The following is a 12,758-nucleotide window of genomic DNA, read 5'->3' as shown; positions in this document are numbered from 1 at the left end:
CGACTTTTCCCGCCCTCAGTGCACGTTCGGCGAACGAAGGTCAGGTGCTCAAGAGCCCCTTGGCGATGTGGGTGACCTGCACCTCGTTGCTGCCCGCGTAGATCATCAGCGACTTGGCGTCGCGGGCCAGCTGCTCCACCCGGTACTCGGCCATGTACCCGTTGCCGCCGAACAGCTGTACGGCCTCCATCGCCACCTCGGTGGCGGCCTCCGACGAATACAACTTGATCGCCGAGGCCTCGGCCAGTGTCAGCGGCTTGCCGGCCTGTTGGCGCTCGACGGTGTGAAAGACCATGTTCTGCACGTTCATTCGGGCGATCTCCATCTTCGCAAGCTTCAGCTGGATCAGTTGGAATTGCCCGATGTTCTTGCCCCACAACGTCCGGCTCTTGGCGTAGTCCACGCACAGCCGGTGGCATTCGTCGATGATGCCCAGCGCCATCATCGCGATGCCGATCCGCTCGGCGGCGAAGTTGGCGCGCGCGCTGTCGCGGCCGTCGCCGTCGGCGTGCTGTTCGCTCTCGCCGAGCAGCCGGTCCGGGCTCAGCCGCACGTTGTCGAAGAACAGCTCGCCGGTCGGCGAGGACATCATGCCCATCTTCTTGAACGGCTTGCCTTGGGTCAGGCCCGGCATGCCGGCATCGAGCACGAACACCAGCACTGGCCGGTTGCGCTTGTCGTCCGTCGAGCCGTCGTCGAGCTTGGCGTACACGACCAGGACGTCGGCGCAGGGTCCGTTGGTGATGAACGTCTTCTGCCCGTTGAGGATGTAGTCCTCGCCGTCGCGCTTGACGTAGGTCTTCATGCCGCCGAACGCGTCCGAGCCCGACTCGGGCTCGGTAATCGCCCACGCCGCAATCTTTTCCAGCGTCATCAGCTCGGGCAGCCAGCGTTCCTTCTGGGCCAGCGTCCCCCGGCTCATGATGGTCGCCGCGCCCAGGCCCAGGCTCACCGACGCGGTGCTGAGCAGACCGATGCTGACCCGGGCGATCTCGGACACCAACACCGCGATCATCGACCCCTGCGCGCCGCCCCCGAAACCGCTTGAGTCATCCGGATTTTCGTCGAGCTGCTCGCCGTTCTGCTTGGCGTGCTCGCGGTCCAGCATCTTCTTGACCGACTCGGCGGCCATGGCGTCGAGACCGAACTGGCTGAACAGCTTTCGCACGATCGGATACGGCGACATTTCGCCGGTTTCCAATTCGTCCAGATGCGGGCGAATCTCTTTGTCCACGAACTGCCGAACGGCGTTCTGGACCATCAGGTCGGTGTCGGACCACTCGATCACGGCACCCCTACCGCTCGGCGCGCTGGTAGGCGGTGACAACGGCGGCGCCACCCAGCCCGATGTTGTGTTGCAGTGCGGCGCTGACGTTGTCGACCTGACGCTTGTCGGCCGTCCCGCGCAGCTGCCAGGTCAGCTCCGCGCATTGCGCCAGCCCGGTCGCGCCCAGCGGGTGTCCCTTCGAGATCAGGCCGCCGGACGGGTTGACCACCCAGCGGCCGCCGTAGGTGGTGTCGTTGTTGTCGATCAGCTTGGGCGCCTCACCGGGACCGCACAGGCCGAGGGCCTCATAGAGCAGCAGTTCGTTGGCCGAGAAGCAGTCGTGCAGCTCGATCACCTGGAAGTCCTGCGGCCCGAGTCCGGATTGCTCGTAAACCTGTTGTGCGGCTTGAACATTCATGTCATAGCCGATGAGATTCTTCGCGCTGCCGTCGAACGTCGACGCGAAGTCGGTGGTCATGGCCTGGCCGACGATCTGGACCGCCTGGCCGGCCAGCCCGTGGCTTTCGACGAAGCTTTCCGAGGCCAGGATCGCCGCGCCCGAACCGTCCGAGGTCGGCGAGCACTGCAGCTTGGTCAGTGGATCGGAGATCATCCGCGCCGCCAGGATGTCGTCGAGCGTGTAGGACTCCTGGAACTGGGCGAACGGATTGTTGACCGAGTGCTTGTGGTTCTTGTATCCGATCTTGGCGAAATGCTCTGCGGTGCTGCCGTATTGCCTCATGTGCTCGCGCCCGGCGGCGCCGAACATCCATGGGGCGACGGGCATCGCGAACTCGTCGATCGCGGCCATCGCCTTGACGTGCTTGCCCATCGGCGATTCGCGGTCCTGGGCGCCCCCGCTCAGCGAGCCGGGCTGCATCTTCTCGAAGCCGAGCGCGATCGCGCAGTCGACAATGCCGCCGCGGATGGCCTGCGCCGCCAGGAACAGCGCCGTCGAGCCGGTGGAGCAGTTGTTGTTGACGTTGACGACCGGGATGCCGGTCATCCCCAGCTCGTAGAGCGCCCGCTGCCCCGACGTCGAATCACCCGCGACGTAGCCGACGTAGCCCTGCTGAACCTCGCGGTAGTCGATGCCGGCGTCGTTGAGGGCATTGGTTCCCGATTCCCGGGCCATGTCGGGATAGTCCCAGCCTTCACGGCGGCCCGGCTTCTCGAACTTGGTCATGCCAACGCCGACGACGTAAACCTTGCTGGACATCCTTGTCCCCTTCCGTAGGCCGCCTAGACACCCCAGTGTGCAACCTAGCCCAACCAACCGTTCGGCCGGGGCGGTTACAGCGTCGCCGGGCGGATGACCACCACCGGCTTCGTGCGCGCGCCCTCGTCGCGCAGCAGCGCCATCACCCGGCCGTCGGGGTCACAGGCGGCATAGACGCCCTCGATCCCCGCCGCCTCCAGGGCCCGCCCGTTGCCGGTCGCCTCGGCTTGTTCGGTCGACAGGTCGCGGCGCGGGAAGATCAACAGGCAGGCTTCGTCCAGGGTGTAGCTGAGCCGCGGGCGCTCCGCCAGTTCGTCGAGCGGGTATGCCTGATCGAGCCCGAAGCGCCCGACGCGGGTGCGCCGCAACGCCGTCAGGTGCCCGCCCACCCCAAGGGCGGCGCCGACATCGCGGGCCAGGGCCCGGATGTAGGTTCCCGACGAGCAGTCGACCTCGACATCCAGGTCGACGAAATCGTCGCCGCCGGTCCGGATGTCGCAAACCTCGAACCGGTCGATGCGCACCGGCCGGGCGTTGAGCTCGACGGTGTGGCCCTCGCGGGCCAGCCGGTAGGCGCGCTTGCCGTCGACCTTGATAGCGCTGACCGTCGACGGAACCTGTGCGATGTCGCCACGCAGGCCGCCCACGGCGGATTCGATCGCCTCGCTCGTCAGGTGCCGCGCCGAGACGCTGCGCACCAAGTCACCCTCGGCGTCGTCGGTCGACGTGCTCTGGCCCAGCCGGATGGTGGCGGTGTACGACTTGGCGGCCGCGGTCAACAGGCCGAGGATCTTGGTGGCGCGCTCGACGCCGATCACCAGCACGCCGGTGGCCATCGGGTCCAGCGTCCCCGCATGCCCCACCCGGCGGGTGGAGAAGATCCGGCGGCAGCGGCCGACCACGTCATGACTGGTCATCCCGGGCGGCTTGTCGACGACGACTATGCCGGGCCCGCTGGAGCTTTCGCTCATAGCACGATCGCGGTGAGCACCAGCCCGCGCTCGACCGACCACCGGCCCCGCAGCGCGGTCAGCGGCGGGCCCGACAGCGCCTCCGGATCGATCAGGATCTTGGAGACGAACACGCCGGTGGTTGCCCCGTCGGGCGGGTCGAGGTCGAACACGACATGCGCGTCCTCGAAACCCAGCCACCGCTTGGTCAGCGGGAACCAGGCCTTGTACGTTGCCTCCTTGGCGCAGAACAGGATTCGGTCCCAATGCAGCCCCGCGGGCAAGGCGGAGAGTTCGTGTCGCTCCTCGTCGAGCGCGATCGCGTTCAGCACGCCATCGGGCAGCACGTCGTGCGGTTCGGCGTCGATGCCCACTGAGCGCACCGCGTCGGTGCGGCCCACCACCGCACCCCGATAACCCGTGCAGTGGGTGAGGCTGCCCACCACGCCGTCGGGCCAGCACGGTTCGCCCTTGTCGCCCTTGAGGATCGGCACCGGCGGCAGCCCGAGCTCACCCAGCGCGACCCGGGCGCAGTGCCGCACGGTGATGAACTCGTTGCGCCGTTTGGCCACCGACTTGGCGATCAGCGGCTCCTCTTCGGGCAGCGGCGCGAGATCGGGCGGGTCGGAATACACCTCCGAGTAGGCCAGGCCGTCCGCCTCGGGCAGTACAGCGGAAACCAGCGAGTCGAGGGTCATCGTGATTGCCTCTGCCGCAACCGTTCCCGGAACTGCGCGGCCTGACGCCGCATCTCGGGGGTGATCTCGAAGTGGCCGCCGAAGTCGTTGAGGTCGCCCGGCGCGTACTGCGGATCCGGCAGCACCTGTCGCAGCCAGCTGGGCGGCCTGCGACGCCGCCACTCCCGCGGATAGCCGACGGACACTTCCTCGAAGCGCACGTCGTCATACCAGGTGGTCCGCGGGATGTGCAGGTGACCGTAGACCGAGCAGACGGCGTTGTAACGGGTGTGCCAGTCGGCGGTCTTGGTGGTGCCGCACCACAGCGAGAACTCGGGATAGAACAGCGCGTCGCAGGGTTCGCGGACCAGCGGGAAGTGATTCACCAGGACGGTCGGTGTCATCCAGTCCAGCTCTTCGAGGCGGGCACGGGTGATCTCGAGACGCTCTCGGCACCACGCCTCACGGGTGGCGTACGGCTCCGGGGAGAGCAGGAACTCGTCGGTGGCCACCACGTTGCGCTCGCGCGCGATGGTCAGGCCTTCGGCTTTGCTCGTGGCCCCGTCGGGCAAGAAGCTGTAGTCGTAGAGCAGGAACATCGGCACGATCGTGGCCGGGCCACCGCGCTCGGTCCACACCGGGAACGGGTGCTCGGGCGTGACCACACCCATCTCGTCGCACATGTTGACCAGGTACTCGTAGCGCGCCTTGCCGAAGACCTGCACCGGGTCGCGGGTGGTGGTCCACAGCTCGTGGTTGCCCGGCACCCAAATCACCTTGGCGAAGCGCCGTCGCAGCAGGTCAAGGGCCCACCGAATCTCGTCGGTGCGTTCGGCGACATCGCCGGCGACGATCAGCCAGTCGTCCGGGTGGGACGGATGCAGCGATTCGGTGACCGGCTTGTTGCCGAGGTGACCGGTGTGCAGGTCGGACACCGCCCACAGCGTCGGTTGCCCACCGTTGGTCGATTCCTGCCCCGATGTATGCCCAGCCACGATTAACCACCCTAACGACCCGAACCGGGCAAGCCCGTTTCGCGGGCGTCGTTTCGGGCGGCGGGCGGGTGAGTTAGAACAAGTTCAGGTTTGCCTGTGGCGTCTCCCGCGGGACTTGTACACTCCCCCAAAAGGACCGCTGGGGCGTCAGGGGGTGTCGTGTTCGCCAATGTTCGTCTGGTGGGGGCGCTGGGGGCGCTGCTCACAGCGGCCATCGGGGGCACGGTGGGTGTGTTGACCGCCCCGGCCGGGCCGGACGCCGGCGGTCGGTCCGTCGAGCTGAGGTCGACCGCCCAGCCGATGGAAACCACCATGAAGAGCCCGATCGTGGCGACCACCGATCCGCGCCCGTTCGACGCGTGCGAGGACATTCCGTTCGATGTGATCCAGCGGCTCGGGCTGGGCTTCACGCCGCCCGAACACGAAGACGGGCTGCGCTGCCACTTCGACGCCGGCAACTATCAGGTGGCCGTCGAGCCGATCATCTGGCGCACCTACGAGGCCTCACTGCCCGCCGACGCCGTCGAGACGACGATCGCGGGTCACCGCGCCGCGCAGTACTGGGTGCTCAAGCCGACCTACCACAACAGCTACTGGTTCTACTCCTGCATGGTCGTGTTCAAGACCAGCTACGGGGTGCTGCAACAGGCGCTGTACTACTCGACCGTCTATTCCAATCCCGAGGTCGATTGCATGCAGACCAACGTGCAGCGCGCCAACGACCTCGCGCCGTATTACAAGTTCTGATTCCAGTCGCGCAGCACCGGCCGAGTTGTCAGCCCACCGCGGCGCGGACCCGGGCGGCGACCGCGGCCAGCGCTGCGTCATCGTGCACCGGCGCCCCCAACGGCGCCTGCACCGGCAGCTCCACCCAGCTCTTGCAGCCGCCGTACTCCGCGGCCCGCATCATGCGCACCGGCTCGACCAGTGGGCTCACCGACACCACCAGGACGGCCAGCCTGTGCTTGGGGCGGAAATCGAGCCGGTCGGCGCGCACCGAATCGGCGGTCCAGATGTGCAGGTCCTCGATCGCCGAAAGGCCATCCGGGCGCTCAACCGGCACCGCCGCAACAACTTTCGCGGCGGCCCGGATCACCAATTGCTCGTCGGTGCTGTCGGCGGCGGCGGCCGCCAGCAGGTCTTGATGCTCGGCGCGCACGCGCTCGGCGTGGCTGTGCGCGACCGTCGGGAACAGCAGGAATTCGCGAGCGGCCAGTTCGAATCGCTTCTCCCCGATGCCGCCCTTGCGCAGCAACACCCGCTGGCGGCCGTCCAGCAGGGCGTGCACCGCGGCGCTCCACTCCTTGAGCGCGGGAACTGTTGTGGTGACGGTCATTTGGCGCCCGCCATCCGCGCCACCACCTCGGGGCGACGCAACGGCGGAACCGTCTTGGGCGGCTGGCGCCGCGGCGGCAGCTGCCCCAGCAACCGCGTCGTCGTCTCGGTGACCTCGGCGACCGCCGCCTCGAACGCATCGACGTTGGCGGCCGACGGGTGGGTGATGCCGCTGACCTTGCGCACATATTGGCGGGCCGCCGCCGCGATTTCCTCGGCGGTGGCCGCTGGCTGCAGGCCGCGCAGTTCGGTGATGTTTCGGCACATCTTGTCCACGATAAGCGTTGCTCGGTGCCGCCGCTCCCCGGCGAAATTGCCCGCGGTGAGGCGCCCGCCCGACCGTGCCGGGCGACTGGCTACGGTGAGCTGATGACCGACGAGATCCTGCTGATCGACACCGACGAACGAGTGCGCACCCTGACCCTCAACCGGCCCCAGTCGCGCAACGCGCTGTCGTCGGCATTGCGGGACCGCTTCTTCGGCGCATTGGCCGACGCCGAAACCGACGACGACGTCGACGTCATCATCGTCACCGGCGCCGACCCGGTGTTCTGCGCGGGACTGGACCTCAAAGAGCTGGGCGGCTCGACGGCGCTCCCAGACATCTCACCGCGCTGGCCGGCGCTGACCAAGCCGGTGATCGGCGCGATCAACGGCGCCGCGGTGACCGGCGGGCTGGAGCTGGCGTTGTACTGCGACATCCTGATCGCCTCGGAGAACGCCCGGTTCGCCGACACGCACGCACGGGTGGGGCTGCTGCCCACCTGGGGCCTGAGCGTGCGGTTGCCGCAGAAGGTGGGCGTCGGGCTGGCCCGGCGGATGAGCATGACCGGGGACTACCTGTCCGCCGCCGACGCGCTGCGCGCCGGCCTGGTGACCGAAGTGGTGGCGCACGACCAGCTGCTTCCCGCCGCCCGGGCCGTGGCGGCATCGATCGTCGGAAACAACCAGGACGCGGTGCGGGCGCTGCTGGCGTCCTATCACCGCATTGACGACGCGCAGACCAGCGCGGGGCTGTGGCAAGAGGCGACGGCGGCCCGGCAGTTCCGGACCAGCGGGGACGACATCGCCGCCAACCGGGAGGCCGTGCTGCAACGCGGGCGCTCGCAGGTGCGCTGACGTGGCGATCTGCACCAGTCCGGCCCGGCGATCCGGCCCAGCCCATACGATCAGTTGATGCACGCCGTCGTCGGGATCGCCGTGAGGCTGCTGGTCGGCCTGGCGCTGGCGGCCGCGTCAGCGATCGCGGTGTTCGCGTCGCCGGCGGGCGCGCTGCCGCCACCGGGATTTCCCAACCTCGACGCCTTCACCGCGGCGCCTGCCGACGGCTACCTGGGCACCGGCGCGCCGGGAAGCCCGCCGCGGGTCAGTTTCTCCGCCGGTCCCGCCCTGGTCTGTGATTTCTACGGCGGGCCGCCGCCCGTGCCGCAACCGTCGCAGGACATCAAGTGCAAGGGCGACATGCCGGGAATGGATGACGTCCCCATTCCCGGGGGGCGCTCACGACCGGGCGACTGCGTGGTCGGGTCGGTGGACTTCAAGGGACCCGGCTACCAACTGAGCCGGATGTCCTACAGCGGATGCGACGGTAACCCGGCGCCGCTGCCGGCCGGCGGCAAGGCGCTGGCGCCCGGCCAGAAGTTGACCTACCTCAACGTCACCTGCGCGGTGGGGGCCGACGACCTCGTCGCCTGCCTGGACACCACCAGCGGCGACCACGGGTTCGTGGTGCAGCGCTCGGGCAGCTGGGCGTTCTAGCCGAGCGCGTTGCGCAGCGACGCCACCGCGTCCTCGATCGTGCCGCTGGTCGAATAACCGGCCGCCAGCCGGTGCCCGCCGCCGCCGAACCCGGACGCCACCGACGCCAGGTCCACCGCGGCCTTGGCCCGCATCGACACCGACCACTGCCGCGGCGCGACCTCCTTGAACACCGCGGCAACCTCCGCCTGCTGCGTGGTCCGCACGATGTCGACGATGCTCTCGACTTCCTCGGGGCGTGAACCGGCCCAATCCTGGTGGGCGACAACGGCATACACCAGTCCGAGGCCGCCCGCGGCGTCGGGGAGCAGCTGGGCCGAGGCCAGCACCCGCGACAGCAGCGGCAGCCAGCCGAACGGGTGGCTGTCCATCAGGGTGCGGCTGATCGCGGCGTTGTCGACGCCGCCGTCGACCAGCCGGGCGGCCAGCCGTAGGGCGCGCCCGCTGGCCCAGCGGAATGAGCCGGTGTCGGTGGTCAGCCCGGCGTAGATGCAGTGCGCGACATCGGAATCGATGGGCTTGCCCCAGGCGTCGAGAATGTCGGCGATCATCATCGTGGTCGAATCGGCTGACACGTCAATGAAGTTGGCGGTGCCGAACACGTCGTTGGAGGCGTGGTGGTCGATCACCAACACCTCGTCGGCCGCTACCGCCAGGTCGCTCAACGCGCCGAGCCGCTTGACGCTCGGAACGTCAACGGTGACAACCAAATCGGCGTCGCGACGCATCGCATCCGGACTGACCAGCAGGCGGCGGCCGGGCAGCGTTGCCAGCGACTCGGGCAGCCCCGCCGGCTCGGCGAAACTGACCTCGACCCGCTTGCCGCACTTGTCCAGCACCAGCCCCAGCGCCAGCCCGGCGCCGATGGTGTCGGCGTCGGGATGCACGTGTGCGATCACCGCGACGGAGTCGGCCCCCGACAGCAGTTCGACCGCACCCGCGGCATCGACGCGCGCCCCCATCCTGGAGCCGCCCAGTTCAGTGTTCGCGTTGGTCGTCGTCACGGATACTCCCGTCGAAGCCGGGCTCCACGCCCGATCCGCTGTCCCGGTATGGATCGGCCTCCCCAGCCGGCTTGGCGCCGGAACGAACCCGCGCCAGATCAGCGTCCGCAGCACGCGCACGCGCCAACAACTCGTCCATCCGCTGCACGTTGTCCGACGTGGTGTCGCGGGCGAACGTCAGCGTGGGCGTGAAGCGCACGCCGGTGCCGGCCCCGACCATGGTGCGCAGCGCGCCCTTGGCCCGTTCCAGGGCGGCCGCGGCGGCCGCGTAATCCGGCTCGTCGTCCAGCGTGCGTCCCATGACCGTGTAGAACACCGTCGCATCGTGCAGATCGGCGGTCACCTTCGTGTCGACGATGGTGACGCCCTCGAGCCCGGGATCCTTGATCTCGAACTCGATCGCCGAGGCGACGATCGTGTTGATCCGCTTGGCCAACCGGCGCGCCCTGGCCGGGTCAGCCATGCCGGCCGCCCATCAGGTGCGCTCTTTCTGGACCAACTCGTAGGACTCGATGATGTCGCCTTCCTTGAGGTCGGAGTACCCCAGCGTCATACCGCACTCGAAGCCCTCGCGAACCTCGGTCACGTCGTCCTTCTCCCGTCGCAGCGAGGTGATCGAGAGGTTGTCGGTGACCACGATGTTGTCCCGCAGCAACCGCGCCTTGGCGTTGCGGCGCACGATGCCGCTGCTGATCATGCAGCCGGCGATGATGCCGACCTTGGAGGACCGGAAGATCGCCCGAATCTCGGCGCGGCCCAGCTGGTTCTCCTCGTAGATCGGCTTGAGCATGCCGCGCAGGGCCTTCTCGATCTCGTCGATCGCCTGGTAGATCACCGAGTAGTAGCGGATCTCCACGCCCTCGCGGTTGGCCAGCTCGGTGGCCTTGCCCTCGGCGCGCACGTTGAAGCCGATGATCACCGCATCCGAGGCCGACGCCAGGTTGACGTTGGTCTCGGTGATGCCACCGACACCGCGGTCGATGACGCGCAGCGCCACCTCGTCGTCGATCTGGATACCCATCAGGGCCTCTTCCAGCGCCTCGACCGTACCGGCGTTGTCGCCCTTGAGAATCAGGTTGAGCTGGCTGGTTTCCTTCAGCGCCGAGTCCAGGTCCTCCAGGCTGATCCGCTTGCGGGAACGCGCCGCCAGCGCATTGCGCTTGCGGGCGCTGCGCTTGTCGGCGATCTGGCGGGCGATGCGGTCCTCGTCGACGACCAACAGGTTGTCACCCGCGCCGGGCACCGACGTGAAACCGATGACCTGCACCGGCCGCGACGGCAGCGCCTCTTCGACGTCGTCGCCGTGCTCGTCGACCATGCGGCGAACCCGGCCGTACGCGTCGCCGGCGACCACCGAGTCGCCGACCCGCAGCGTGCCGCGCTGCACCAGCACCGTGGCGACCGGACCGCGACCGCGGTCCAGGTGCGCCTCGATCGCGACACCCTGGGCCTCCATGTCGGGGTTGGCCCGCAGGTCCAGGGCCGCGTCCGCGGTCAGCAGCACCGCCTCGAGCAGCTGCTCGATGTTGGTACCCTGCTTGGCCGAGATGTCGACGAACATCGTGTCGCCACCGAAATCCTCTGCCACCAAACCGTATTCGGTGAGCTGCCCGCGGATCTTGGCCGGGTCGGCGCCCTCGACGTCGATCTTGTTGACCGCCACCACAATCGGCACGTCGGCCGCCTGGGCGTGGTTGATGGCCTCCACCGTCTGCGGCATGACGCCGTCGTCGGCGGCGACCACCAGGATGGCGATGTCGGTGGCTTTGGCGCCGCGGGCACGCATGGCGGTGAACGCCTCGTGACCCGGGGTGTCGATGAAGGTGATCGGCCGTTCGACGCCGTCGTGTTCGACGGCCACCTGGTAGGCGCCGATGTGCTGGGTGATGCCACCGGCCTCGGCCTCGCGCACGCTGGCGTTCCGGATGGTGTCCAGCAGTCGGGTCTTACCGTGGTCGACGTGACCCATCACGGTCACCACCGGTGGCCGGGTCTGCAGGTCTTCCTCGCCGCCCTCGTCCTCGCCGTAGCTCAGGTCGAAGGACTCCAGCAGCTCGCGGTCCTCGTCCTCCGGGCTGACGACCTGGACGACGTAATTCATCTCGCTGCCCAGCAGCTCGAGCGTCTCGTCGCCGACCGACTGGGTGGCCGTGACCATCTCGCCGAGGTTGAACAGCGCCTGCACCAGCGAGGCCGGGTTGGCGTTGATCTTGTCGGCGAAGTCGGACAGCGACGCGCCGCGGGCCAGCCGGATCGTCTCGCCGTTGCCGTGTGGCAACCGCACACCACCGACGACGGGCGCCTGCATGTTCTCGTATTCGGCGCGTTTCGCCCGCTTCGACTTGCGGCCCCGTCGCGGCGCACCGCCGGGACGGCCGAAAGCGCCGGCGGCACCGCCGCGCTGGCCGGGACGGCCACCGCCGCCACCGCCACCGGGGCGGCCACGGAAACCGCCGCCACCGCCGGGCGGGGCGCCGACTCCGCCGCCTCCGCCGCCGCGGTAGTTGCCGCCACCTCCGTCACGGCCGCCGGGACCACCGGGACGGCCGCCGCCGGGACGCGGGGCGCCGGGGCGGGCCGGACGGCCCGGTCCGCCGGCACCGGCGGGCCGGGGCGGCATGTTGCCCGGCGACGCGCCACCGGGCCGGGGCGCACCCGGCCGGGGCGCCCCGGGACGCGGCGCCTGCGGGCGCGGGATGGGCCGGTCGACGGGTTGCGCCGACGAGAAGGGGTTGTTGCCGACGCGCGGGGCGCGGGGCTTGGGCATCGGCCCCGGTCGCGGGGCCGGAGTCATGCCTGGGCGCGGCGCCTGGCCCGGCGGCTGCCCGGGCGCGGGCGGTTTCGGCTGCCCCGGAGACGGCGCCGACGGCCGTGCGGGGGCCGGGCCCGGGCGGGCCGGGGCCTCGGCGGAGGCCGAAGGGGCGGCGGGCTTGGCGGGGGTCGCCGTCGCTTCGCCGTTACCGATGGCATTGTCGAGGGCCTGGTCCAGCGACTTGTCGGGGGCCTTGGCGGCGGGCGCCTTGGCCGCTTTCGCGGGGGCCTTCTCGGCGGCCTTGCCGCCGCCGAAGGATTCGCGCAGCCGGCGAGCCACCGGGGCTTCTACCGTCGACGACGCTGATTTAACGAATTCGCCCTGATCATTCAGCCGGGCGAGGACTTCCTTGCTGGTGACACCGAGTTCCTTAGCCAACTCGTGTACGCGGGCCTTACCTGCCACTACATCTCCTGTCTATGAGGCGACAGTCGTGGGGCCGCGCCTCGGGTTTAGCTATGACACATGGTCATCGGGACTTCACGGTGTGCTCATGTTCTTTGCTACCTGTTCTGTTGCCGGGCGATCGGGCGCACAGAGGAACTCTATGTGCTCGACCACCGCGGATGTATCCGGTGAACCGGTGATGCGCAGCGCTTTGGTGAAAGCCCGCCGCCGGATTGCCTGTTGCACGCACTGCGGCCCGGGATGCAGCCACGCACCCCGCCCCGGCAGGCTCCTGCCTGTGTCAACGATCACGGCGAAGTCGCCGTTCCCGTTCGGCACAGCCACCACTCGAAG

Annotated in this window: 13 protein-coding genes and 1 pseudogene; 3 read left to right on the top strand and 11 right to left on the bottom strand. The window is 69.0% G+C overall.

What is annotated here, in order from left to right:
* Positions 1-40: 40 nt before the first annotated feature.
* From AC5Y30_RS14910 to pptH, 5 genes are all read right to left on the bottom strand, one after another.
* Positions 41-1,288, bottom strand: a complete 1,248-nt coding sequence (locus tag AC5Y30_RS14910; RefSeq protein ID WP_499919282.1) for an acyl-CoA dehydrogenase family protein — start codon at positions 1,286-1,288, stop codon at positions 41-43.
* A 7-nt stretch (positions 1,289-1,295) separates the two neighbouring features.
* Positions 1,296-2,486 (bottom strand): lipid-transfer protein, encoded by a 1,191-nt coding sequence (locus AC5Y30_RS14905; RefSeq protein WP_499919281.1) that lies wholly within the window; start codon positions 2,484-2,486, stop codon positions 1,296-1,298.
* Between the two features lie 74 nt (positions 2,487-2,560).
* Entirely contained in the window at positions 2,561-3,457 is an 897-nt protein-coding gene (gene truB, locus AC5Y30_RS14900) for a tRNA pseudouridine(55) synthase TruB (RefSeq protein WP_499919280.1), read from the bottom strand.
* The gene (pptT, locus tag AC5Y30_RS14895; RefSeq protein ID WP_499919279.1) at positions 3,454-4,134 is read right to left on the bottom strand and encodes a 4'-phosphopantetheinyl transferase PptT; all 681 of its coding nucleotides are present in this window, start codon (positions 4,132-4,134) and stop codon (positions 3,454-3,456) included. Before pptT ends, truB begins: the two co-directional genes overlap by 4 nt.
* Positions 4,131-5,108 (bottom strand): ACP phosphodiesterase PptH, encoded by a 978-nt coding sequence (pptH, locus tag AC5Y30_RS14890; RefSeq protein WP_499919278.1) that lies wholly within the window; start codon positions 5,106-5,108, stop codon positions 4,131-4,133. The genes pptT and pptH overlap by 4 nt, the downstream gene beginning before the upstream one ends.
* A gap of 159 nt (positions 5,109-5,267) precedes the next feature.
* Between pptH and AC5Y30_RS14885 the strand changes: the two genes are divergently transcribed.
* Positions 5,268-5,855 carry a DUF3558 domain-containing protein gene (locus AC5Y30_RS14885; RefSeq protein WP_499919277.1) on the top strand — a complete coding sequence of 196 codons (588 nt, stop codon included), beginning with the start codon at positions 5,268-5,270 and terminating at the stop codon, positions 5,853-5,855.
* A 28-nt stretch (positions 5,856-5,883) separates the two neighbouring features.
* Here AC5Y30_RS14885 and AC5Y30_RS14880 read toward each other — a convergent pair whose 3' ends face one another.
* Together AC5Y30_RS14880 and AC5Y30_RS14875 are read right to left on the bottom strand one after the other, a co-directional pair.
* Positions 5,884-6,444: a DUF1802 family protein gene (locus AC5Y30_RS14880; protein ID WP_499919276.1), complete on the bottom strand. Its 561-nt coding sequence runs from the start codon at positions 6,442-6,444 to the stop codon at positions 5,884-5,886.
* Positions 6,441-6,710 (bottom strand): DUF2277 domain-containing protein, encoded by a 270-nt coding sequence (locus tag AC5Y30_RS14875; protein ID WP_067354023.1) that lies wholly within the window; start codon positions 6,708-6,710, stop codon positions 6,441-6,443. Before AC5Y30_RS14875 ends, AC5Y30_RS14880 begins: the two co-directional genes overlap by 4 nt.
* A 102-nt stretch (positions 6,711-6,812) precedes the next feature.
* Between AC5Y30_RS14875 and AC5Y30_RS14870 the strand changes: the two genes are divergently transcribed.
* A complete protein-coding gene (locus AC5Y30_RS14870) occupies positions 6,813-7,562 on the top strand; it encodes an enoyl-CoA hydratase (protein ID WP_499919273.1) in 750 nt (249 codons plus the stop codon).
* 57 nt (positions 7,563-7,619) lie between these two features.
* Positions 7,620-8,201 carry a hypothetical protein gene (locus AC5Y30_RS14865; protein WP_499919272.1) on the top strand — a complete coding sequence of 194 codons (582 nt, stop codon included), beginning with the start codon at positions 7,620-7,622 and terminating at the stop codon, positions 8,199-8,201.
* Here AC5Y30_RS14865 and AC5Y30_RS14860 read toward each other — a convergent pair.
* From AC5Y30_RS14860 to AC5Y30_RS14845, 4 genes and pseudogenes are all read right to left on the bottom strand, one after another.
* On the bottom strand, positions 8,198-9,163 hold the full coding sequence (locus AC5Y30_RS14860) for a DHH family phosphoesterase (protein ID WP_499919817.1): 966 nt from the start codon (positions 9,161-9,163) through the stop codon (positions 8,198-8,200). The genes AC5Y30_RS14865 and AC5Y30_RS14860 overlap by 4 nt on opposite strands.
* Positions 9,164-9,190: 27 nt before the next feature.
* Positions 9,191-9,668 (bottom strand): annotated as a pseudogene (rbfA, locus tag AC5Y30_RS14855) (30S ribosome-binding factor RbfA); the annotation flags it as partial.
* Positions 9,669-9,680: 12 nt separating this feature from the next.
* A complete protein-coding gene (infB, locus tag AC5Y30_RS14850) occupies positions 9,681-12,422 on the bottom strand; it encodes a translation initiation factor IF-2 (RefSeq protein WP_499919271.1) in 2,742 nt (913 codons plus the stop codon).
* A gap of 75 nt (positions 12,423-12,497) precedes the next feature.
* Positions 12,498-12,743 carry a YlxR family protein gene (locus tag AC5Y30_RS14845; protein WP_499919816.1) on the bottom strand — a complete coding sequence of 82 codons (246 nt, stop codon included), beginning with the start codon at positions 12,741-12,743 and terminating at the stop codon, positions 12,498-12,500.
* Between the last annotated feature and the right edge of the window lie 15 nt (positions 12,744-12,758).

Source organism: Mycobacterium sp. NGS27 (genome assembly GCF_059813005.1).
This window is presented reverse-complemented; position numbering and strand designations above follow the sequence as displayed.